This window comes from Aliiroseovarius halocynthiae (genome assembly GCF_007004645.1).
GTDB lineage: Bacteria > Pseudomonadota > Alphaproteobacteria > Rhodobacterales > Rhodobacteraceae > Aliiroseovarius > Aliiroseovarius halocynthiae.
The window spans coordinates 1,478,056-1,499,870 of record NZ_ML660019.1 but is presented as its reverse complement, the minus strand read 5'-3'; the positions used below and the strand labels follow the sequence as shown (position 1 = coordinate 1,499,870).

Sequence of the window (21,815 nt, the reverse complement as noted above, 5' to 3'; positions counted from 1 at the left end):
GATCAATGCGCGATGCGGAATTCTTCCAAGAAACCGGCGCACCCCGTCAATGCGGCATAGTCGTCTGTGACCAGTCGGATCGGGAACTGATCAAGGAAGGGGCCGAAGCGCCCCTTGTCCTGCCAGGCAGCTTCAAAGCCTGTCTGACCAAGCCACGGTGCAATGGCGCGCGACATGCCACCCACCAGATAGACACCTCCAAACGGAAGGGAGGTCAGGGTGAGATCGCCCAGAACCGTACCAAGAAAACGGCTGAACAAGTCAATGGCTTGTTTTGCCATGGCGTCTCCGGCCTCGGCCTCGGCGAAAATTTGGGCTGATTTGGTGCCGGTCGGCTGCCCTGCAACATGGCGCAACCAGTCGTGGCAGTGGCCCAGCCCACGACCAGACAAAGCGTCTTCGATCGCGGCGTGGCCAAATCGTTCTTGGGCGTATTGGGCAAAGGCGAACTGATCTTCAGAGCAGACGGGAAGGGTGGCGTGGCCACTTTCGGCCGGCGGCACCAATCGTCCACCCGGCGCATGATAGGCCACGGCCGAATTAAAGCCGGTCCCGATACCCACAACCAGATGGGCGGCTTCGGGGCTGGCGACGCTGCCCGGACGAATTTCTTCCACGAATTTCGCATCCAACCGCCCTACAGCATGGGCCTGTGCCTGCAAATCGTTCAGAACATGCGCATCACTTGCCCCGGTCGCATCGCTCAGCGCGGCGCAGTCAATTGTCCAATCCAGATTGGTCAAACTGCCTTGCCCGTCGCGCACTGGGCCCGCAATCGCAACGGCAACCTGTTCAAACTCAACCGTATCATTGTCTGCGCAGTACATTCTAAGGATTGCAGTCAGGCTGTCGTGATCTGCATTGGCAAACTTGCGAATGCTATCGGGCAGAACCGACCCGTCTTGCGAAATGGCAACACGGGTGTTGGTGCCGCCGACATCCGCGACGATTGAGTGGTGGGGCATTAGCTTTTCAAAGCCTCTCTGATAGCGCTAAACGATGCCTTCGGATAACGGTTTAACGACGCCCAGTCCACATGTATCAGACCAAATCGCGGTGCATATCCTTCGGCCCACTCGTAATTGTCCATCAGGGACCATGCGAAATATCCTTTAACGGGTATCCCATCGGCCGCTGCCTGCTTTACCTGCTTCAAATGTGCGGCAAGATAGGCGATGCGGTCGGGGTCTGACAGCGGGTCGCCGGTCAGTTCGTCATTGCCCGCCAGACCGTTCTCGGTCACGTAAATTGGCAGGTCGCCGGTATATTCTTGCTGCATCATGGTCAGGAAATGGCTCAGCCCTTCGGGATAGATCTCCCAACCCATCGCGGTTTTGGGCAGGGGACCATCGACACCAACCGTTGCTGGCCATGGCGCACTTTCAGGGGCCGCGTCATGAAGCCTGCGCGTATAGTAATTCAGCCCGATCCAGTCGATCGGCTGCGAGATCGTTTTGAAATCGTCCTGCCATCCGTCGGGCAGATAGTCTCCAAGACCCTCCACGACCTCGTCCGGGTAGCTGCCCTTCATGATGCCCGATATGAAGAAACGGTTATAGATCGCGTCCTGAACACGCGCGGCCTTGCGTGCAGCGTCGGTATCAGCGGCGGGGCCCGCGTATTCCATATTGCAAACGGCGCCGAGGTTGCTCATCCCCAACCCGCGCATGACCTCGGTCGCGCGCCCGTGGCACAGCAATACGTGATGCATGGCGCGGGCGGTGGCACGGATGTCGCGCAGGCCCGGCGCGTGGATGCCTTCGAAATGCGACAACCACGAGACACACCACGGTTCGTTGATCGGGGCCGCCGACCAGATACGATCGCCGATCCGGGACATGATGACCTCGGTATAATCCGCAAACCAGTCGCCAATATCGCGATTGCGCCAGCCACCCAGATCGGACAGGGCCGAGGGCAGTTCCCAGTGATAAAGTGTGGCTGCGGGTTTGATGCCGCGTTCAAGCAGCCCATCGACCAGACGGTCATAGAAATCCAGCCCCTCAGCATTTGGGGTGCCACGCCCCTCGGGCAACACGCGTGCCCAGCTGGTCGAAAAGCGATAAGCATCAAAGCCTGCATCCTTCAGCAGGTCCAGATCTTCGTCCATCCGGTTCAGGTGATCACAGGCAATTGCACCGTCTTCAGCCCCGGCAACATTGCCGGGTGTGGCCGCAAAATCATCCCAATGGGTGCGTCCTGCACCGCCTTGGGCGTGACCCTCAATTTGATACGCTGAGGTTGCTGCGCCGAAGAGGAAGTCGGTCGGAAATTCAGAGCGATGTGGCAACATCTACTGTGTTCCTTCATATAAGGGTTTTTCAGGATTTGCGATTGGGGCCGGTGGAGGTGCCAAGCGTTAGTTCGGCCTCCAGTAGCAGCTCGGATGGGCTGTCGTTTCCGTTGATGATGTCAATCAGCAATTGGGCCGCATGCTGCCCGGCCTGCCGGACTGACGATCGCGTTGCGGTATAGACGGGTATGTCCGAGCCGTTGCGGAAATAGCTAAGATCATCGTCATAGGTGATCAGCGACACATCGCGCCCCATGGTCAGGCCCAGTTCCTCGATTCCGCGCCGAACACCGATCGCCATGATCATTGAACTGACAAGAATTGCGGTGGGCCGGTCTGAGGTGGCCAGAAGGGGGCGGGTCAGGTCATGGCCTTGGGCCTCGGTCATTTCGGCCGAAAACATCAGCGCGGGATCCGGTGTAATCCCTCGTGCAGTCAATGCAGCTTCGTATCCCGCGCGACGGCGGGCAGCGAAGTCCATATGTTCAAGACCGTTCAGTAATGCGATCCGCGTGTGTCCCAAATCCAGCAAAAGTTCCGTCGCGCGGCGGAAGGCGCGGGTGTTATTTACGTCGACCCAAGCGTATGGCGCGGTCGCGCGCGAGCTTCGCCCATGCACCACATAGGGAAGGCCAAGATCATTCAGGAACGGAATGCGTTCATCATTAAGGCTGGGTGCGTGGATGATCAGACCATCCACATTCCGCTTGGTGGCAAAGCTGCGATAGGCTTGTTTTTCATTTTGATCGGACACCACGGACATCAGCATATCATACCCGTTGCGCGAATAAACTTCGCCAGCTCCTGCGGTGAAATCTGCAAAAATGGGGTTCACCATTTCATGCTTTGCACTGATCGGAATGACATGGCCAATTGCCATCGCGCGTCCCGTCGCTAAGGCGCGGGCCCGTGTATTCGGGGCGTAGCCATGGGCGTCAGCGGCGGCGGCAACCTTTATTCGCGTGGCCTCGGATACCTCGGGATACCCGTTCAGTGCGCGACTGACGGTTGTCGGTGAAAGGCCGAGAAGATCCGAGAGTTCCTTAAGTGTCATCGATGCCTTTCAAAGCGATTTGAGTGCCTGATCGTATTTTTTAACATCGCGCATGAGCGCCGGTCGTTTGGCTCTTATCGCAGGAAATAAGGCGCAGATCAAGAAATATGGTTGCGCTAACAGAAATGTTGACACTCGCCTGAATTTGGGTGACGGTGAGACACTCAAAGCGCTTTGGATTTCGATTCTCACGATGGGAATTTGGATCTGTGGTGAAAGTTTTGGTGCATGTGCGACGATGCGATGGACCTGAGATCAAGCCTGGGAGGTCCATTCCGGGCCATTGGGAGGAAAAAATGAAGACAATTTTTTATGCAAGCGCGGCTGCTCTTGCGCTAACCGCAGGCGCGGCAATGGCTGATGGCCATCTAACATTCAAGCCCGGTGAGGGTGACTTCAGCTGGGATAGCTATAAAGCATGGGCCGACAATGCGCCGGATCTATCCGGGCAGACTGTTACAATTTTTGGTCCATGGCTGAATCCCGAGGACGGATATTTCAGCAACATGCTGGCCTACTTTGAAGAGGCGACCGGCGCTGACGCGATCTATACAGGTTCGGATAGTTTCGAGCAGCAGATTGTAATCGATGCCGAGGCCGGTTCCGCTCCTAACGTTGCTGTGTTCCCGCAGCCGGGTCTAGCGGCTGTGATGGCTTCGAAAGGCCAGTTGTCGCCTTTGGGCAGTGATATGGCGCAATGGGTTGCTGACAACTATGCTGCTGGCCAGTCGTGGGTTGATCTAGGCACCTATGCCGACGCTGACGGTAACGATCAGATGTATGGCTTTTTCTATAACGTGAACGTTAAGTCGCTGGTCTGGTACAGCCCCGAAAACTTCGAGGATGCGGGCTATGAAGTTCCGACCACGATGGAAGAGCTGAAAGCGCTGACCGAGCAGATCGTTGCAGATGGTGAAACGCCTTGGTGTATTGGTCTGGGTTCCGGTGCAGCAACCGGTTGGCCAGCGACCGACTGGGTCGAAGATATGATGCTGCGCACTGTATCGCCCGATGTCTATGACCAGTGGGTTTCCAACGAGATCCCGTTCGACGATCCGCGCGTGATCAACGCAATCGAGGAATTCGGCTGGTTTGCGCGTGATGACGCCAAAGTGTCGGGCGGAGCAGGGGCCGTGGCCTCGACCGACTTCCGCGACAGCCCGAAAGGCATGTTCACGTCGCCTCCGCAGTGCTATATGCACCGCCAGGCCTCGTTCGTTCCGGCCTTCTTCCCTGAAGGTACCGAGTTCGGCGTTGATGCTGATTTCTTCTATTTGCCGGCTTACGCTGACAAAGATCTAGGCAACCCGGTTCTCGGCGGTGGCACACTGATGGCAGTTACCAACCCATCGGATGCGACATCAGCCTTTATGGAGTTCCTGAAGCTGCCCATTTCGCACGAAGTTATGATGGCGCAGACCGGTTTCCTGACACCACATAAGGACGTTAAGCTTGAAGCCTATAAAGACGACACTCTGCGTGGTCTGGGTGAAATTCTACTGGGCGCGACGACCTTCCGCTTTGATGGATCGGACCTGATGCCGGGCGGAGTTGGTGCAGGAACGTTCTGGACAGGTATGGTTGACTATACCGGTGGCAAAGACGCCACTGCGGTCGCCTCGGACATCCAAACGTCCTGGGACGCACTGAAGTAATTTCTAGGTGTTAAGAATGCCCCTCGCGCCGTTGGTGCGGGGGGCTCTGATCCGGAGGGGATCAGACCATTGCAGGAGGGACCACCATGCATCCAGCCATCCTTGGAATAGTCACGATTGCCGTAGGTGTCGGTGCCTGCCTGTCCTATTTCTATTTTTCGAACCAGCTGCTGGATAAGGTGATCTTCCCGGCGAAGGGCCCGAATGCGGGTCGCAATATTAACCGCGCCAATATGGTGCGTCCGTGGCTGTTTCTGTTTCCCGCCCTGTTCGCCCTCAGCCTTTATCTGGCCTATCCGGTGATCGAGACCCTGCGGCTGTCCTTGACCGACACGCGTGGCGACGGCTCGTTCATCGGCCTTCAGAACTATGTCAGCATGAGCGAAGACCCCAAGTTCTGGGAGGCAATGCGCAACAATTTCCTGTGGTTGTTAGTGGTGCCTGCCGCATCGACCGGGTTTGGTCTTTTGGTCGCACAGTTGACAGACCGCATTAGTTGGGGCGGCATCGCGAAGTCGCTGATCTTTATGCCGATGGCGATCTCGTTCGTCGGGGCATCCGTGATCTGGAAACTGATCTATGACGCACGACCTGAGGGGGCTGAGCAGATTGGCATTCTGAACGCGGTCTACATCTGGTTTGGCGGCGTCGAGCCACAGACATGGCTGACCGTGCCGTTCTGGAACAACTTCTTCCTGATGATCGTATTGGTCTGGATTCAGACCGGGTTTGCCATGGTGATCCTGTCCGCCGCTTTGCGTGGAATTCCCGAAGAAACGGTCGAAGCCGCGATTGTCGATGGGGCAGGGCCTTTCAAGATCTTCTTCAAGATCAAAGTGCCGCAGATCATGGGAACGATCGTCGTGGTCTGGACCACGATTACCATCGCCACGCTGAAAGTCTTCGATATCGTGTTCGCCATGACCAATGGCCAGTGGGAGACGCAGGTGCTGGCCAATTACATGTATGACAAGATGCTGCGCGGCTTGGACTGGGGTATGGCCTCGGCGGCGGCGATGGTCATCATGTTGTTGGTGACGCCCATCCTAGTGTGGAACGTCTATAACGCGCGTAAAGAAATGCGCTGAGGGGGTCGTCATGGACAATATTGCCGGTAAAAAATCGTCTCTGACCTGGGCTGTACATATTTCGGTTGCGGTGCTTGTGGTGCTGTGGCTGTTGCCAACTGTGGGGCTGTTTGTGTCCTCGTTCCGGACGGGGGATCAGATCGCGACCTCGGGCTGGTGGAAATCTCTGACCACGCAACAGCGCCAAAACCCGGCCATCCGTCTCAGCGGGGATGAGGTCGAACAGGACGGTCTGTTTGTCATTGAAGGGCAGTTGTTTGACGCGTCAGGGGCCGAGGTGCAGCGCTGGGGTACATCCTCGCGCGATACCGAAGCCTATGCGCCCGGCGAAATTGCTGAGCTCAGCAAAGGCCGGACCGTCACCGTGGACGCGGCGGGCGCCTTCCGCTTCACGTCCGAAGCCAGCCAAGAGGGCAAGCGCCTGCCGCGTGTTTTTACCACCGCGGTGTCGCCGCCCGAATTCACCACTGACAACTATAACTCGATGTTGTTTGACGAAGATAACTCGGAAAGCATGGCGCGGGCGTTCTTCAACACGCTGACTGTGACCATTCCTGCCACAATCATTCCAATCCTGATCGCGGCCTTCGCGGCCTATGCGCTGGCATGGATGGAATTTCCGGCGCGCGCGCTGTTGATCGCGTTCGTCGTCGCGCTTCTGGTCGTGCCGCTACAGCTGGCGCTGATCCCATTGCTAAAGCTGCATCTGGCGATTGGCATTGGTAAGGGCTATCTGGGCGTCTGGCTGGCGCATACCGGGTTCGGGCTACCACTGGCGATCTATTTGCTGCGAAATTACATGGTCGGCCTGCCACATGACATTATCGAAAACGCCCGTGTCGATGGCGCGACCGAGTTTCAGATCTTCACCAAGATCATCCTGCCCTTGTCCTTCCCGGCATTGGCCAGCTTTGCGATTTTCCAGTTCCTATGGACATGGAATGACCTGCTGGTGGCCAAAGTCTTCCTGATCGACGCGACAGGGCAGACCACAGTGATGACCAATCAGATTGTCGAACTGCTTGGTACGCGCGGTGGCAATTGGGAGATCCTCGCGACCGCTGCGTTTGTATCCATTGCGGTACCGCTGGCAGTCTTTTTCGCGATGCAGAAATACCTCGTGCGCGGCCTCTTGGCCGGCTCGGTCAAGTAACATTGCCCCGAAAGTGGGCCGAAGTGATACCGCAAGGCGCGCGCGCCTTGTGTAGGAAAGGAGAGCATATGAACATGCAAACCAGTGTTTCTCAGGCGAAGCAGTTAGGCGGCGACGCAGAATGGTGGCGCGGTGCCGTCATCTATCAGGTCTATCCGCGCAGCTTTCAGGACGACAGCGGCGACGGCATTGGTGATTTGCGTGGCATCACACGCCGCCTGCCGCATATCGCGTCTCTTGGCGTGGATGCGGTCTGGATTTCGCCGTTCTTCACCTCTCCGATGAAGGATTTCGGCTATGACGTATCGGATTATTGCGACGTAGATCCGATGTTCGGAACACTTGCTGATTTCGACGCGCTGATTGATGCGGCCCACGCGCAAGGCCTGCGCGTGATGATCGATCTCGTGCTCAGCCACACCTCGGATCAACATCCGTGGTTTGGCGAAAGCCGCGTCTCGCGCGACAATGCGAAGTCTGATTGGTATGTTTGGGCAGATCCCAAGCCCGATGGCAATCCACCCAATAACTGGTTGTCGATCTTCGGCGGCCCGGCGTGGCAGTGGGATGGTCAGCGCCAGCAGTATTACCTGCACAACTTCCTTGCCTCGCAGCCCGACCTAAACTTCCATTGCCCGGATGTGCAGAATGCCCTGCTGGATGTGGCACGGTTCTGGCTGGATCGCGGTGTGGACGGGTTCCGCCTGGATACGATTAACTTCTATGTCCATGACAAAGAGTTGCGCGATAATCCCCCGCTGCCGATGGATCAGCGCAATGCGACCATCGCGCCGCAGGTGAATCCATATAACCATCAGGAACATCTCTACGACAAAAACCAGCCTGAGAACCTTGAATTCCTACGCAGATTGCGCGCAGTGATGGATCCCTATGGCGCTGCCGCCGTGGGTGAGGTTGGCGACGCGCAGCGTGGTCTGGAAATCCTTGGCGAATACACCGCTGGCGATGACATGATGCAGATGTGTTATGCGTTCGAGTTTCTGGCCAATGACTGCCCCACAGCAACTGAAGTCACTCAGGTTATGGACCGCATTGCCACCGTCGCGGCGGATGGCTGGCCATGCTGGGCGTTTTCCAACCACGACGTGCTGCGCCATGCCTCGCGCTGGGAGCTGGGAACGGACGGGTTGAAGACCGTTGCGACCATGATGATGTGTTGGCGCGGCTCGGCTTGTATCTATCAGGGCGAAGAACTAGGTCTTAGCGAGGCTGATGTCGCTTTCGAGGATCTGCAGGACCCCTATGGTATTGAATTCTGGCCGGAATTCAAGGGCCGTGATGGTTGCCGCACCCCGATGGTGTGGGAAGCAGACGCGCCAAATGGTGGCTTCTCAAGCGCCAATCGCACGTGGCTGCCGGTCGCGAACGAGCATCTGTCGCGTGCCGCCGATAAGGCAGGCAACGATCCCGACGCTTTGATCCACCACTATCGCCGTGTGATCGCCCTTCGTCACGCGCATCCTGCGCTGCTGAAAGGCACGATGGGGGATATGTCGGCCGAGGGCACGCTTCTGCAGTTCTCGCGCCAACAGGATCAGGACAAGCTGTTCTGTGCCTTCAATCTGGGCAATGCTCCAGTATCTGTGACACTGCCGAACGGCACTTGGGTTGTGGCTGATGGCGACATCGGTGTGACTCTGAAAGCTGTTCAGGGCGGCGCAACGGTCGATCTGCCCGCATGGGGGTCGATCGTCATCAAAGCTGGGGGGGCGGCATAATGTCAGAGCTGAAACTGACCAATGTGGTGAAAAGCTATGGTCCGGTGAATGTCCTGAAGGACATCAATCTGGACATCGACACGGGCGAGCTGATTGTGTTTGTTGGCCCGTCAGGTTGCGGGAAATCGACGCTGCTGCGGATGATTGCCGGGCTGGAAAAGATCACCGATGGGACGTTGGAAATCGAAGGGCAGGTTGTCAATGACGTGCCCCCCAGCCAGCGCGGTATCGCGATGGTATTCCAATCCTATGCGCTTTATCCGCATATGACGGTGCGCGATAACATGGCCTTTGCACTGAACATTGCGAAAAAGCCCAAGGCCGAGATCGACGCGGCGATTGATCGTGCAGCCAAGGCGTTGCAACTGGAACCTTATCTGGATCGTCTGCCCAAGGCCTTGTCCGGTGGGCAGCGCCAGCGGGTCGCCATTGGTCGCGCCATTGTGCGTGACCCCAAGGTCTATCTGTTTGACGAACCGCTGTCGAACCTTGATGCGGCCCTGCGTGTGGCCACGCGGATCGAAATCGCACAGTTGAAAGAGGCGATGCCGGACAGCACCATGATCTATGTGACCCATGATCAGGTTGAAGCAATGACGCTGGCGGATCGCATTGTCGTTCTGGCCAATAAAGGTATTGCCCAGGTCGGCAGCCCGCTGGAACTGTATGAACGCCCCCGGACCGAGTTCGTGGCGCAGTTTATCGGCTCGCCTGCGATGAACTTGCTTCCGGGTAAGATCACCGCAACTGGCCCCAATACCGAAGTTACACTGGACGCCGGGGGTGTCGCCGTGACCGAAGTTCCCACGACCGAAGCCGATATGGGCCGTGTGGTCAATCTGGGTGTTCGGCCTGAAGATTTCGTACTGGCTGAAGGCGATGCGATCTTTGAAGGTCATGTCGAAATTGTCGAAGCTTTGGGCGAGGTGTCGCTCCTGTATATCCCGGCGAACATGTCGGTGGGCGAAGGCGCGGACAGCGCCAATCAAACCCATTTGATTGCCAAACTGCCGGGCATTCATGAGCACCTTAAAGCTCAGACCGTGCGGCTGACAGCTGACGCATCGAAGCTGCATCTGTTCCACAATGGTCTGAACATGCGCGATTGATGCTGATGCGCTGAATTGCTTGCCCATCTCGGCCCCTGTTGCTATTGCGGGGGACGAAGTTTCGGACAGGGGAATGACCCATGCGGGCAGAGGCTCAGAACAACGTTGACGCAATCGAAAAGTCGCTGGCGCTGCTGCGTCAGCGGATCGGTTGGGAGACGGCAGAACATCGTCTTGAGGAATTCAATGCGATGACTGAGGACCCGGACCTGTGGAACGACCCTGAGCGTGCGCAGAAATTGATGCGCGAGCGTCAGTCGCTGCTGGACAGCGTGAACAGCTATAAATCCATGGCGCAGGACATGCAGGACAATATCGACCTGATTGAACTGGGCGAAATGGAAGACGATAACGAGGTTGTCTCTGAGGCTGAGGCCGGTCTGAAAGCGCTGGTCGAAAAAGCCGCAGCAGCCGAGCTGGAAGCTTTGCTGGATGGCGAGGCCGACAGCAACGACACATTCCTTGAAATTAACTCGGGCGCGGGCGGTACGGAAAGCTGCGACTGGGCGTCGATGCTGGCGCGGATGTATGTTCGATGGGCCGAAAAACAGGGCTATAAGGTCGAGCTTCAGTCGGAAAGCGCGGGTGAAGAGGCGGGCATTAAATCTGCCGCCTACAAGATTTCCGGGCATAACGCCTATGGCTGGCTGAAATCGGAAAGCGGCGTGCACCGCTTGGTGCGGATTTCGCCCTATGACTCGGCGGCCAAGCGCCACACATCCTTCAGCTCGGTCTGGGTCTATCCAGTGGTCGACGATAATATCGAGATCGAGGTGAACCCCTCGGACATCCGCATCGATACCTATCGGTCTTCGGGGGCGGGTGGCCAGCACGTGAATACAACGGACTCGGCCGTAAGGATCACGCACATCCCGACCGGGATCGTTACAACCAGCTCGGTTAAGTCGCAGCACCAAAACCGCGACATCGCCATGAAGGCGCTGAAATCGCGCTTGTACCAGATGGAGCTGGATCGCCGAAACGAGGCCATCAACGCCGCCCACGAAAACAAGGGTGATGCTGGTTGGGGCAACCAGATCCGGTCCTATGTGCTTCAGCCCTATCAGATGGTGAAAGATCTGCGCACTGGGCATGAAACCTCGGACACGAAGGGTGTTCTGGACGGTGATTTGGATGCGTTCATGGCCGCAGTTCTGGCACAAGATGTCGCCGGTAAATCTCGCGCCGAGGCCAATTCTGAAGACTAACGTTTCGGGCCTGCTGTCGGGCCCTGCCGCCCGACCAAAGTGCATGTCGTAACCGTTTATCCTTGCCTGCCGGTCTTCGGCAGCTGGTGGAGGCGATCGATGATCCGCCGAACTTCGGGTAGGTGTCGGTCGTCTTGGTGCGTTACAATCCATTGGTCATTTGACAGCTCTTCGATTGTATCCCCGACGCACAGAAGTTCAGGGTAGAGCTTTCCAATGAAGGTTGGAAGCAGTGCAATTCCATGGCCGGATAGGGCCAAATCAAGGCTGTTGCGGGGGTGGCTGACCTCGCAACTTGCATTGTCTCCGACATGCTGCTGCAACCAGCGCGAGGATGCGGTGGTGGTCAGTGTTTTGATCCAGATGTCCGGTGCACCAGAGATGGCATATGGTGCAAAATCCACGCGTTGAAACTTTCGTGCGGCCAGATTGTGCTGGGTCGGGCGTTTGCTGCGAAATCCAATGGTGATTTCTCGGTGAGGTAAGTCCAAGGTCTTCTCTGTCGACACGAAGCGCAGCGGCGTGTCGTAAGCCGGGCCAGCGACATACGTCATGTGATGCAGCAAAAACAGGGTCATCCATGTCCCTGCCGAGATCTTAACTGTGGGTAATGCATTGCCCACCGAATTGGGGCCAAGATCGGAGAGGCTGACCTCGACGTCTTTCAACCTGTTCAGCAGCGCCTGACCGTCCTGTGTAAGGCTATAGCCACGATCATGACGGATAAACAGATCCTGACCGATATCGCGTTCCAGCGCGAGCATACGCCGGCCCAGTGTCGCGGCGCTTTTGCCGGTTGCCGCGGCTGCAGGCGACAGGCCGCCTGCGCGTGCTACAGCCAAGAAAAGGGATAGGTCATTCCAGTTTATAGCCTTTTCATTCATGAAATGATGCTTTCATTATGGATCATTTATGAGGTGATCTTCCGTGGATAGAGTGTTCTGGTCAAGTGAACTGATCCCGAGTTTCCCGTGAAAAACCTCAAAACCCCAGATCGATTGTTCAGCCTGCATCCTCCGCGTGATGAGGATGCGTTCTATGAAGAGCTAGGCGGGCCGGGGCCGCGTGCCATTTTCATTGTCGTCGAATGGATCTATGACTTTGGGCAGACAATCTGGCGTTCGATATCTTTGCGCTTTGGTCGACGCACGTAAGTGACGTGTGCGCCACGAACAGGGGTCCAGATTGCGTTATCTCGGGCCGCTGCTCATAGTACGCTTAGTTCTGCGGTTAGGTATCAAGAAGGGGCAGCCTACACTTGTGCCGATCTTAAAGTATCTACCCGTCGATCTTCGCAGCCATGATTGCAATTGCTTGCTGATAAACGGTCGCGGCATTCCATTCCTTGATGACGCGGAAATTGGGTTGGCCCTCTTGATAGCCTTTTCCGGGCTTCCAGCCGTTCTTTCGCAGGAAATTTGCGGTGGTCGCCATCGCGTCTGCTAGATTGTACAGGTCCACACGCCCGTCGCCCGAAGCATCGACGCCGTATTTATAGGCGTTGCCGGGCAGGAACTGGGTGTGGCCAAGCTCTCCATGTTTCGCGCCGCGTGTGTTCCCGGTGATCATGCCCTGATCCACCAATTTCAATGCGCCAATCGCGTGCGGTTTGAAGAAATCTGAACGGCGGCAATCATAGGTTAACGTCACGATGGCCGAGACGACACGCGTGTCGCCCATGAAGCCTCCGAAGCCGGTTTCCATACCATGAATGGCCAGCAGGACGCCCGCCGGAACACCATAGTGTTTCTCGAGTGAGGCATAGAACTTTGGGTTCTTGGCCAGACGCTTGCGCCCTTGTGCCTCGATCGTGGCGGATCCGCGGATCTGCATGAATTTGGACAGAGAATAGCGGAAAGATTTTTGGTTCCGGTCCGCGCTGATCGTGGCGCTGGAATATTTGGACGCAGCCAGTGCCTGAAGGCCGCGTTTTCCAACGCCTGATCTTTGCGCCTCCTTCGCGAAGCTGGCTTTCCATGCCTCGAAACCCGAGGAAGTGTTTCCGCATTTGGCAGCCATCGCCGCCCCAGAAGTCAGGCAGATGGTAAATCCGATGGCGAAGATTTTTCTAAAAAATGGCATATCAATATCCTTGTCACACAATAGATTGGCACAACGTATTCAATACGATACCGGCTTGTTCAGGCCCTGTCCAACCAAAGCCCGTTTGCTTTATCCGGGTCAAGTCCCAGTCGTTTCCCGTTATTGGTTTGCCGAAACGTGCATCCCCAAACATCTTTGGCAGCTAAGATTAACGCGTTCATGAACTTGACGGATGCAACTTCAATCGCAACACTTCCTCTACGCGCGAAAAAAACAAAAATACACGTGCAGGGAGGAACTATGTCTGACGCAACCACTTTGGAGGCCTCGTCGCCCCCAAATATTCAATCCATTTCCATATCGGATGTGCTGTCAGCTTTTAAATCAGGACTACAGGATTTCAGAACGGCCCCTGCGTTTGGGCTGTTTTTTGCGCTGTTCTTCGTGCTGGGCGGAATTGTGCTGTTTCTTGAATTCGAGGTGATGGGGCAAAGCTATTGGATCATCCCGGTGGCTTTCGGCTTTCCCTTTCTTGCGCCGTTTCTGGCGGTTGGGCTGTACGAAGTCAGCCGCCGTCTGGGGAACGGAACACCCTTAGACTGGGCGCAGATTCTTGGCGTTGTCTTCAACCAGAAGGACCGCCAGTTTCCCTCAATCGCAATGGTGTTGATTATGGGGTTCCTGTTTTGGATCTTCGTGGCGCATATCGTGTTCATGCTGTTTATGGGGCTTCAGCCCATGACGAATATCACGTCGAACTGGCAGGATTCCTTGCTGACCTCGAACGGGATAACGATGCTGGCCGTGGGCAGTGCGGTAGGGGGCGCGATGGCGTTTGTGGCCTTCGCGCTGACGGTGTGCAGCCTGCCGATGCTGCTTGATCGCGAAATGGATTTCATCTCGGCCATGATTTATTCCTTCCAGTCGGTCTTGCAGAACTTGGTGCCGATGCTGTTTTGGGGGGCGATGATCACCTTCATGATGGTGCTGGCAATGATCCCGCTGTTCCTAGGGTTGTTCATCGTGCTGCCTGTGCTTGGGCACGCAACATGGCATCTGTATCGCAAGGTTATGTCATTTGATGATTAATCCGGCGTACCGCTCAGATAACAAAAGGCCGCCCAAGAGGCGGCCTTTGCATTAGGTATTCTGATAGCTAATTCTAGGCTTTCTCGGCCGCAGGGGATGCGGTTTTTATCTTTTTCGAGCCTCCCGAAAGCGGATCGTCTTGACGCTGAACCGAGCCTTCGAAATGTGCACCACTTTCAATGGCGATCGTCTTGTGGATGATGTCACCTTCGACACGTGCCGTGGCAGTCAGTCGAACCTTCAGACCACGCAAGCGGCCAATGATGCGACCGTTGATCACAACGTCATCACCAACAACTTCGCCACGCACAGTTGCACCTTCGCCAACGGTAAGTTGGTGGGCGCGGATGTCGCCTTCAACGGTGCCTTCGACGATGATATCGCCTGTCGATTTGACGTCGCCTTTGATGACAATGTCTGAGGATAGGGTCGACGCGGGTGGCTTAGCTTTCGGGGTCGAAGACGGCACAGGCGGGTTCGACGCCTTCGGCGGGATTGCCGGTTTGTCGGCGGCGGGTGCCGTCGTGGTATTGCTATCCTGTCCGCCAGCTTTGGGGCCAGGCTCATTGATCTTGCTTTTAGAAAACATCGCGGGCTGCCTTGATATAGATCATGGGGTTGATCGGACGTCCGCCCACGCGCACTTCGTAGTGAAGGTGCGGGCCAGTCGAGCGTCCACTGTTTCCAATATCACCAATTCTCTCACCACGCGAGACCCTTTGTCCCTTCTGCACGGTCATACGTGACAGATGGGCATAGCGGGTTTCGACGCCGAATTCGTGCTGGATCTTGATAAGCCGGCCATAGCCCGAAGACCATCCGGCATGTACTACGACCCCATCGGCCGGCGCATAGACCGGAGTGCCAATGGGGGCTGCGAAATCGGTACCATTATGCATCCGACCCCAGCGTTTCCCGAATCCCGACGTAAATCGGAAGCCGGATTTTACTGGCATGCCGAAGGGCATCTTCTGGGCCGCAATGCGATAGAGGTTCATACGATCCAACTCGCCTAAGATGCGGTTCGCGCGCTCCGTATCCGGGTCAGGGGCACCGCCACTGGTGGATAGGATGAGCGGGGTCAGGGGACCGCCCTGACCGGAATAGCCACGACGAATCTGGCCCAAAATACTATCGACCGACATACCGGATTTTGCGAACATCTTGTCCAGCGGCTCCAGCGAGATCGAAACAGCGTCCTCCAGTTGACGGAAGATCTGATCATTGCGCTCTTCGCGCAGACGCGCCTCGTACACCATGTCCTGAGCGAACCTCTCGGCCTCGGCTGCGTTGGCAGCGACCTTATCGCGCTCGGCCGCTGTGCGGGTCAGTTCTTCGGTCATGAAGGTGAGGGTCGCGTTATCGGCGGCGGCTGTCGCGCCAGTCAACGCATTTTCTGCATTTTCACGTGCTTCCGCCAGGACATCTTCCAAGCTGCCTTTGGCCAGATCTCGTTCACCAATGGTGCGACGCAATGTTGACTGGATCACGCCGATCCCGGTTTCCAACTCGCGGCGGCGCTCTTCCGAGGCCAGCAATTCGCTTTGCATTACTGAGATCTGAGACAGGGCGAGGTTAAATCGCTCCTGTGCGGCGATTGCCTCTGAGCTGCGGGCGTCGCGTTCATCGGACAAAGTTTGGACGCGCAGCTCATAAAGCTGCTTGTCGCGTTGCGCTTGATCGCGCAGATTTCCTGATCCGATGGAATCCATAAGAAGGACGGCGGTCGCGATGATCGACCAAGCAAAGAACGCTGCGGAACCGGTCCAACCGATGGCCTGCGTCAGAGGCGACAGCCGAATGAACCGGGTCCCGTCCTCCGATCTCAGAAACAGGTGTTGCTCGGGGAACGCCCGCTCGAGCAAATGGTTGGTCTTGGTGATCAAGCGGTTATGCAATGTGCAGTTCCCAGTGTCTTCCCTTTGTCCCTGTCTTGCGGCATTGGTTCGCTCTTAACGGCGTGCCAGCAGACCCGAGGTGCTTAACGCGGAGCTGTTCTTCACGCAAGAAAATTTGGGAAATTCATTAACTTGCCGCTGCGAAACGGGCAGATTTCTGCCGATCTTAACCTTTTGGGGTGTGCAAGGTGTGGTCGGGTATTCCTGACCTACTACATTTGGTGATGTTGTAAGTGGTAATTTCGCCTTAAGCGGGTTCTATGATGGTGTGCCACGCTGCCGATCCGGTTCTTCATTTGTTAGTGGCCAATAGAAATCGGGCGGCAATCCCGCCTCGGCGCGCTTTTCGTCGTTGAACGGTGGTTTTAGCGCGCCGTGAAAATAAGTGCGCACCAGGTTGTGGAATGCCTCTTTCGGATCCAGTTCGTGGCGGCCACACAGGAAGTGGAACCATTTCGAACCATAGGCGACATGGCCGACTTCTTCGGCATAGATGACTTCCAGCGCGGCCACAGTGTCGTGCAAATCGGCTTTACGGAAGATGTCGATCATGCCGGGAGTAACGTCCAGGCCGCGTGCCTCAAGCACCATGGGCACGACGGCCAGCCGCCCCAGAAAATCCGTCGCGGTATCCTCGGCCGCGCGCCACATGCCGGCATGCGCAGTAAGCGCGCCATAGTGGCTATCTAATGCTTCAAGGCAATCACATACAAGATTGAAATGTTTTGATTCTTCGTCAGCGGCCTTCACCCAGTCATCATAGAATCCGAGCGGCATAGATGTGTCAGAAAAGCGTGCGATGATATCCCAGTGCAGGTCCACCGCATTCAGTTCGATATGCGCAACTGCGTGCAGCAGCGCGACCTGACCGGGGCGTGATCCGGGGCGACGACGCGGAACATCGCGCGGGTCCTTCAGTTCGGGCTTATCGGGGCGGGCGGGGAAATCCGGCGGCGTGACCTGACCGATGATAACATCCCGATCCTGAAGTGGAGAGGTAATCTGCCCAGATTCGCGCGCAGCAAACCAAGCCGCGGCGTATTTTCGGGCCAGCGCAGTCTTCTCGTGCCCATCAGCGGTGCGCAGTACATCGTTGGCCATTTGTGCCAGTGGTTTGGGAATGCCAGTCATGTGGTTTTTGCCAGTTCGTGCGCGACCTCAAGCACCTCTTGAGCGTGCCCTTTGACCTTCACCTTCTCCCAGACCTGCGCGATGTGGCCATCTGCACCGATCAGGAAGGTGGTGCGGGTGATGCCCATATAGGTACGGCCATAGTTTTTCTTCTCGCCCCAGGTACCATAGCGCTCACAGACGTCGCTCTCGGCGTCTGACAAAAGCGGAACGGCCAGTGCGTGTTTGTTGCGGAAGTTCTCGTGCTTTTTCAGGCTGTCCTTAGAGACGCCCAGCACCTGCACGCCGAGGGATTGAAATTCGTGCCATAATGCGGTGAAGTCCAACGCTTCGGTGGTGCAGCCAGGGGTGTTGTCTTTCGGATAGAAAAATAAAACGACGGGACCGCCTGCGAGGTCTAACAGGTTGATCGGATCGCCGCCGTCTTGCGGAAGGGTGAAATCTGGCGCGATGTCGCCAACTGACGGCAAGGTTTGGGTCATGTTTCTGGAATTCCTTCCGTTAAGCCGCTAGAGCCATTGCAAAGCTTGTGCATGGAAAACCAGGCATAAGCACGCATTCAGGTCTTTCACCGTTCCGGTGTTTTGGGCAGAATGATCGAAATTACAGGGGGCTGCAAGGCCGGTCGGACAGGCAGAATGACTAATGACAACGCGCCAGATGATGACCTGACAGATGTGCCTCGGAATGGAGGGGCGCTGGATTCGGTGTCGCTTAGACGGGGTAGGCCCGATGAAATGACGGCCGAACAGGCCGAAGCTGCAGTTGTTGCATCAAGCGTCCGAAGAATGCCCCTACGCGGATTGTTGGAACGCGCACTGATGCGCCGACGGCGCACACGAAAAGCTTCGCTTGCGGTTGAGACCGGAGCGGGCATGGAGGGCCGCAGTCCCCCACGGCTTCGAGAAACCGGAAGCTTCGATGCGGATGCGGTCAGTTTAGAGCTGGTACCTTCGCGTGATGTGCCTGATGCGCCTGCGAATGCCGAGCCGATTGTGCCAAAGCGCAAAACACCGCGAAAGCTGAAGCGTCGTTTGGGTATCTGGACGGTTTTCTTGTTTGGAGCCACCGCTTTGTTTCTGGCGCTCGTGTCCATGTCGGCAACTGGCCGTGTCGTCACGCTACCGGACTGGGTGGCGCGTAAAGTTGAAGCGCAGCTGAATGCGCAGTCTGACGCGATAGGCCTGTCGTTGTCGCGGATCGAACTGGGTGTGGCTGAAAGTGGACGGCCACGGTTGCGTTTAGTTGATTTGGGGGTGCGCGACGAAACCGGGCTTGAAATTGGTCGTTTGAACGCTGTGGAGGGCTCAGTGTTGGTCTGGCCGGTGCTGGCCGGTCGGATCGAGCCTGCAAATCTGGCCCTAACGGGTGCACAGATCACAGTCCGGCGGCAAGCCGACGGCGGATTCGCACTGAGCTTTGGGCAGGGTATTGGCGCAAGCGGCGATTTTGCCTCGATGTTGGATGGAATTGACCGGGTCTTTGAAAAAGGTGCGCTGTCGCAGACTGGTGAAATTCGGGCCGATGCGCTGACCATTACGCTAGAAGACGCACGTACGGGGCGGATTTGGCAGGTCACCGACGGTGCGCTGGTGATTACTCAAGACGAACAGCATGTCACAATGTCGTTGTCATTTGATGTCTTCAATCAGACCGAAACTCTGGCCGAGACCGTGCTGGAGTTCCGTAGTGCCAAAGATAGTTCCGCCGCCCAATTCGCAGCGCGGTTCAAAAACGCATTGTCTGCAGACATTGCCGCGCAATCGCCCCTTTTGACCTTTCTCGGGGTTGTGGATGCCCCGATCTCGGGCGAGTTGCTAACGACTGTAGACGAAGACGGTGCGATTTCGGATCTTGCTGGTGTGTTGGAGTTCGGCGCAGGGGGGCTGTCGCCTGGGACAGGGGTTGAGCCCGTGCGCTTTAATGGCGGGCGCGTCCAGATCGACTACGATCCCGAGCGCGAGCGTATGGATTTCTCTGAAATGGCGATGTCGTCAGACTGGCTGCAGGCCAGCGCTGCGGGGCATGCCTATCTACGTGGTTGGTCTGATGGCTGGCCGACAGAACTAATTGGTCAGATCCAGTTGTCGGCAGCCGAACTTAATCCTTCCGAGCTGTTTGAAGAAACGGTTTTGTTGGGCGATGGCGGCGGGGATTTCCGTCTACGGCTTGATCCGTTCGAGATCACGATCGGGCACGCCTATGTTACGCATGAAGAGCGGCACATCGCAGGGACTGGCCGGATCTCGGCTAATAGCGACGGGTGGTCGCTCGGTTTTGATAGTGTTGCTGATGAGGTTTCTCCAGCACAAGTTATTGCCCTCTGGCCGGAAAAGTACGGTGCGGAAACGCGCGCGTGGATTCGCCAGAACGTGATTTCTGGGAAATTCCGCGACGTTTCGGTCGCGTGGCGTAAATACGGGTCCGCTCCTGCGCAGATTAATCTGTCCGCCTCCTATCAAGATATGACTATTCACGCGGTCAAGAAAATGCAGCCGATCGAACATGCTGCCGGCCGTTTGGTGATCGAAGGCCGCCGTTTGTCCGTCGTGGCTGATCGTGGGGTTGTGCACCCGCGCAATGCGAAGGGAGAGGTCGCTGGGGTGCTGGATATATCGGGTACGCAATTCACCATTCCGCAACTGGAAGAGCCGAAGCGGGTGGATGCTGCGCCAAGCACTCTCGACCCACCAGTGCCAGCCGAGGTCGATTTGGCCGTCGCTGGCCAGTTAGGAGCTGTTCTACACTTGCTGAATGCTAAGCCTTTTGACGTTTTCAGTTCAAGCGAGGTTAAGTTCGGGCCAAATATGGTTACCGGGCATGCGACAGTTCGTGGGCATGTCGATATTCTGATGCAGTCAGGGGACGAGCGGGATCAGATCACATATAATTTGGACGGCGAACTTCGCAATGTTGAAACTGACAAAATTGTTCGAGGGCATAAACTGAGTTTGCCGACGGCTTCTTTGCGTGTCACGGATACGTTGCTTTCGCTCAAAGGGCAGGGCGATCTTTCCGGTTTGTCAGTGTCAGGCACTTGGGAACTGCCACTTCATGCGCGTCAAGCCGCGGAAAACTCTACAGTCTTCGGTACCTTTCCTTTGGGGGCCGAAGCGCTGGACGTGTTCAAGGTGGGACTGCCGTCGGGAAGCGTGCGCGGTGAGGGCCGCGGCAGCTATAGAATTGATCTGGCTAAGGGCGCTGCGCCGCGTTTGTCTCTTGAGGGAGACTTGAAGGGAGTCGGCCTGTCGATCCCTGCGTTGGGCTGGGTAAAGTCCCGAAAAACAGATGGGAAGATCACGCTGACCGCCAATCTTGGCACTGTGCCTCAGGTTGATCAGATGGTGTTGACTGCGCCGGGGTTATCCGCAGCTGGGCGTGTCTCGGTACAGCCGGATGGCGGATTAGATACCGCTGTATTCGACCGGGTGAAATTGGGTGGATGGCTGGATGCGCAGGTCACGTTGACCGGACGTGGCGCGGGCATCCCCGTTGCGGTGAATGTGACCGGAGGCTCAATGGATATGCGAAGGGCAACGGTCGGTTCTGGCAAGGGCGGTGGCGTGACGCATGGCCAAATACCGATTGACCTAAATCTGGATCGGCTGACGATTTCGGAAGGTATCATCCTAGCCCCGTTCAAGGCGAACCTGACAGCGAAATCAGGCGGTTTGTCTGGCCGGTTCGAAGGTCGGGTATCCGGAAAACCTCGAATTCAAGGCGTTGCGGCTCGCCAAAACAATGGCACTGCCTTCAGAATTGAATCTGGGGATGCGGGCGCTGTACTGCGTGAAGCCGGGTTGTTCAAATCTGCACGCAATGGCAAGCTTGTGCTTGTTATGACGCCCACCGGTGGTAAAGGGGTCTATGATGGCAGCCTTACCATCACAGATGATATAGACATCCACGATGCACCAGCCATGGCAGAATTGTTATCCGCAATATCCGTAATTGGGTTACTGCAACAATTGGGTGGAAAAGGTATCACCTTTACCGATGTGGATGCGCGTTTCCGTTTGGATCCAGAGAAAGTAACCATCTATGAAAGCTCTGCTTCAGGCCATTCTATGGGGATCTCCATGGATGGGTATTACTTCCTCGGTTCTGAGCAGATGGAGATGCAGGGCGTGATCTCACCCTTCTATATTGTAAACTCTGCGGGGCGGATTTTTGCCCGCCGCGGCGAGGGGCTTGTCGGATTCAATTACAATTTGGGCGGCACTCCCTCGGCACCCAAGGTTTTGGTCAACCCATTGTCAATCCTAACTCCAGGCATCTTCCGAGATATCTTCCGCCGCTCACCGCCGCCGAAACCGCAATGATTGACCTTTCGTCGGATCGGACCTATGTGCGCG

18 protein-coding genes are annotated in these 21,815 nt (G+C 56.5%); 9 read left to right on the top strand and 9 right to left on the bottom strand.

Annotated elements, in window-relative coordinates; translation table 11 throughout:
- Positions 1 to 2 precede the first annotated feature (2 nt).
- The 3 genes from FIL88_RS07420 to FIL88_RS07410 are packed head-to-tail and all read right to left on the bottom strand — an operon-like array spanning position 3 to position 3,347.
- Positions 3 to 965 (bottom strand): glucokinase, encoded by a 963-nt coding sequence (locus tag FIL88_RS07420; protein ID WP_142853120.1) that lies wholly within the window; start codon positions 963 to 965, stop codon positions 3 to 5.
- Positions 965 to 2,293: a GH1 family beta-glucosidase gene (locus FIL88_RS07415; RefSeq protein WP_142853119.1), complete on the bottom strand. Its 1,329-nt coding sequence runs from the start codon at positions 2,291 to 2,293 to the stop codon at positions 965 to 967. Before FIL88_RS07415 ends, FIL88_RS07420 begins: the two co-directional genes overlap by 1 nt.
- A gap of 28 nt (positions 2,294 to 2,321) precedes the next feature.
- The gene (locus FIL88_RS07410; protein WP_142853118.1) at positions 2,322 to 3,347 is read right to left on the bottom strand and encodes a substrate-binding domain-containing protein; all 1,026 of its coding nucleotides are present in this window, start codon (positions 3,345 to 3,347) and stop codon (positions 2,322 to 2,324) included.
- A gap of 296 nt (positions 3,348 to 3,643) precedes the next feature.
- Between FIL88_RS07410 and FIL88_RS07405 the strand changes: the two genes are divergently transcribed.
- From FIL88_RS07405 to prfB, 6 genes are all read left to right on the top strand, one after another.
- Positions 3,644 to 5,002 carry an ABC transporter substrate-binding protein gene (locus FIL88_RS07405; RefSeq protein ID WP_142853117.1) on the top strand — a complete coding sequence of 453 codons (1,359 nt, stop codon included), beginning with the start codon at positions 3,644 to 3,646 and terminating at the stop codon, positions 5,000 to 5,002.
- 86 nt (positions 5,003 to 5,088) lie between these two features.
- Positions 5,089 to 6,090: a carbohydrate ABC transporter permease gene (locus FIL88_RS07400; protein ID WP_142853116.1), complete on the top strand. Its 1,002-nt coding sequence runs from the start codon at positions 5,089 to 5,091 to the stop codon at positions 6,088 to 6,090.
- A 10-nt stretch (positions 6,091 to 6,100) separates the two neighbouring features.
- Positions 6,101 to 7,243: a carbohydrate ABC transporter permease gene (locus FIL88_RS07395; protein WP_142853115.1), complete on the top strand. Its 1,143-nt coding sequence runs from the start codon at positions 6,101 to 6,103 to the stop codon at positions 7,241 to 7,243.
- Positions 7,244 to 7,311: 68 nt separating this feature from the next.
- Complete coding sequence (locus tag FIL88_RS07390; protein WP_142853114.1) at positions 7,312 to 8,982, top strand: alpha-amylase family glycosyl hydrolase; 1,671 nt, start codon at positions 7,312 to 7,314, stop codon at positions 8,980 to 8,982.
- Positions 8,982 to 10,091 (top strand): ABC transporter ATP-binding protein, encoded by a 1,110-nt coding sequence (locus FIL88_RS07385; RefSeq protein ID WP_142853113.1) that lies wholly within the window; start codon positions 8,982 to 8,984, stop codon positions 10,089 to 10,091. Before FIL88_RS07390 ends, FIL88_RS07385 begins: the two co-directional genes overlap by 1 nt.
- 80 nt (positions 10,092 to 10,171) lie before the next feature.
- On the top strand, positions 10,172 to 11,299 hold the full coding sequence (prfB, locus tag FIL88_RS07380; protein ID WP_142853112.1) for a peptide chain release factor 2: 1,128 nt from the start codon (positions 10,172 to 10,174) through the stop codon (positions 11,297 to 11,299).
- Positions 11,300 to 11,355: 56 nt separating this feature from the next.
- On the opposite strand, the gene FIL88_RS07375 is transcribed toward prfB, so the two are convergent.
- On the bottom strand, positions 11,356 to 12,183 hold the full coding sequence (locus FIL88_RS07375; RefSeq protein WP_142853111.1) for a LysR family transcriptional regulator: 828 nt from the start codon (positions 12,181 to 12,183) through the stop codon (positions 11,356 to 11,358).
- Between the two features lie 87 nt (positions 12,184 to 12,270).
- Here FIL88_RS07375 and FIL88_RS07370 point away from each other — a divergent pair, with 87 nt between their 5' ends.
- Complete coding sequence (locus tag FIL88_RS07370; RefSeq protein ID WP_142853110.1) at positions 12,271 to 12,453, top strand: hypothetical protein; 183 nt, start codon at positions 12,271 to 12,273, stop codon at positions 12,451 to 12,453.
- Positions 12,454 to 12,577: 124 nt separating this feature from the next.
- On the opposite strand, the gene FIL88_RS07365 is transcribed toward FIL88_RS07370, so the two are convergent.
- A complete protein-coding gene (locus FIL88_RS07365) occupies positions 12,578 to 13,318 on the bottom strand; it encodes a lytic murein transglycosylase (RefSeq protein WP_246066670.1) in 741 nt (246 codons plus the stop codon).
- A gap of 324 nt (positions 13,319 to 13,642) precedes the next feature.
- Between FIL88_RS07365 and FIL88_RS07360 the strand changes: the two genes are divergently transcribed.
- Positions 13,643 to 14,431: a DUF2189 domain-containing protein gene (locus FIL88_RS07360; RefSeq protein ID WP_142853108.1), complete on the top strand. Its 789-nt coding sequence runs from the start codon at positions 13,643 to 13,645 to the stop codon at positions 14,429 to 14,431.
- Positions 14,432 to 14,504: 73 nt separating this feature from the next.
- Here FIL88_RS07360 and FIL88_RS07355 read toward each other — a convergent pair whose 3' ends face one another.
- The 4 genes from FIL88_RS07355 to bcp form a co-directional block, all read right to left on the bottom strand.
- On the bottom strand, positions 14,505 to 15,020 hold the full coding sequence (locus tag FIL88_RS07355; RefSeq protein WP_142853107.1) for a bactofilin family protein: 516 nt from the start codon (positions 15,018 to 15,020) through the stop codon (positions 14,505 to 14,507).
- On the bottom strand, positions 15,010 to 16,329 hold the full coding sequence (locus FIL88_RS07350; protein ID WP_142853106.1) for a M23 family metallopeptidase: 1,320 nt from the start codon (positions 16,327 to 16,329) through the stop codon (positions 15,010 to 15,012). Before FIL88_RS07350 ends, FIL88_RS07355 begins: the two co-directional genes overlap by 11 nt.
- Positions 16,330 to 16,587: 258 nt before the next feature.
- Positions 16,588 to 17,460, bottom strand: a complete 873-nt coding sequence (locus tag FIL88_RS07345; RefSeq protein WP_246066638.1) for a ferritin-like domain-containing protein — start codon at positions 17,458 to 17,460, stop codon at positions 16,588 to 16,590.
- On the bottom strand, positions 17,457 to 17,942 hold the full coding sequence (gene bcp, locus FIL88_RS07340; RefSeq protein WP_142853105.1) for a thioredoxin-dependent thiol peroxidase: 486 nt from the start codon (positions 17,940 to 17,942) through the stop codon (positions 17,457 to 17,459). Before bcp ends, FIL88_RS07345 begins: the two co-directional genes overlap by 4 nt.
- 156 nt (positions 17,943 to 18,098) lie before the next feature.
- Here bcp and FIL88_RS07335 point away from each other — a divergent pair, with 156 nt between their 5' ends.
- Positions 18,099 to 21,782: an AsmA-like C-terminal region-containing protein gene (locus FIL88_RS07335; RefSeq protein WP_185960873.1), complete on the top strand. Its 3,684-nt coding sequence runs from the start codon at positions 18,099 to 18,101 to the stop codon at positions 21,780 to 21,782.
- The last annotated feature ends 33 nt before the right edge of the window (positions 21,783 to 21,815 follow it).

Excerpts from the sequence above, each read along its gene's own strand:
- FIL88_RS07365 (WP_246066670.1), bottom strand. The coding sequence starts at position 13,318 with ATGGCTGCCAAATGCGGAAACACTTCCTCGGGTTTCGAGGCATGGAAA.
- bcp (WP_142853105.1), bottom strand. The coding sequence starts at position 17,942 with ATGACCCAAACCTTGCCGTCAGTTGGCGACATCGCGCCAGATTTCACC.
- FIL88_RS07395 (WP_142853115.1), top strand. The coding sequence starts at position 6,101 with ATGGACAATATTGCCGGTAAAAAATCGTCTCTGACCTGGGCTGTACAT.
- FIL88_RS07385 (WP_142853113.1), top strand. The coding sequence starts at position 8,982 with ATGTCAGAGCTGAAACTGACCAATGTGGTGAAAAGCTATGGTCCGGTG.
- prfB (WP_142853112.1), top strand. The coding sequence starts at position 10,172 with ATGCGGGCAGAGGCTCAGAACAACGTTGACGCAATCGAAAAGTCGCTG.
- FIL88_RS07355 (WP_142853107.1), bottom strand. The coding sequence starts at position 15,020 with ATGTTTTCTAAAAGCAAGATCAATGAGCCTGGCCCCAAAGCTGGCGGA.
- FIL88_RS07345 (WP_246066638.1), bottom strand. The coding sequence starts at position 17,460 with ATGACTGGCATTCCCAAACCACTGGCACAAATGGCCAACGATGTACTG.
- FIL88_RS07335 (WP_185960873.1), top strand. The coding sequence starts at position 18,099 with ATGACTAATGACAACGCGCCAGATGATGACCTGACAGATGTGCCTCGG.
- FIL88_RS07390 (WP_142853114.1), top strand. The coding sequence starts at position 7,312 with ATGAACATGCAAACCAGTGTTTCTCAGGCGAAGCAGTTAGGCGGCGAC.
- FIL88_RS07360 (WP_142853108.1), top strand. The coding sequence starts at position 13,643 with ATGTCTGACGCAACCACTTTGGAGGCCTCGTCGCCCCCAAATATTCAA.
- FIL88_RS07400 (WP_142853116.1), top strand. The coding sequence starts at position 5,089 with ATGCATCCAGCCATCCTTGGAATAGTCACGATTGCCGTAGGTGTCGGT.
- FIL88_RS07405 (WP_142853117.1), top strand. The coding sequence starts at position 3,644 with ATGAAGACAATTTTTTATGCAAGCGCGGCTGCTCTTGCGCTAACCGCA.
- FIL88_RS07375 (WP_142853111.1), bottom strand. The coding sequence starts at position 12,183 with ATGAATGAAAAGGCTATAAACTGGAATGACCTATCCCTTTTCTTGGCT.
- FIL88_RS07420 (WP_142853120.1), bottom strand. The coding sequence starts at position 965 with ATGCCCCACCACTCAATCGTCGCGGATGTCGGCGGCACCAACACCCGT.
- FIL88_RS07415 (WP_142853119.1), bottom strand. The coding sequence starts at position 2,293 with ATGTTGCCACATCGCTCTGAATTTCCGACCGACTTCCTCTTCGGCGCA.
- FIL88_RS07410 (WP_142853118.1), bottom strand. The coding sequence starts at position 3,347 with ATGACACTTAAGGAACTCTCGGATCTTCTCGGCCTTTCACCGACAACC.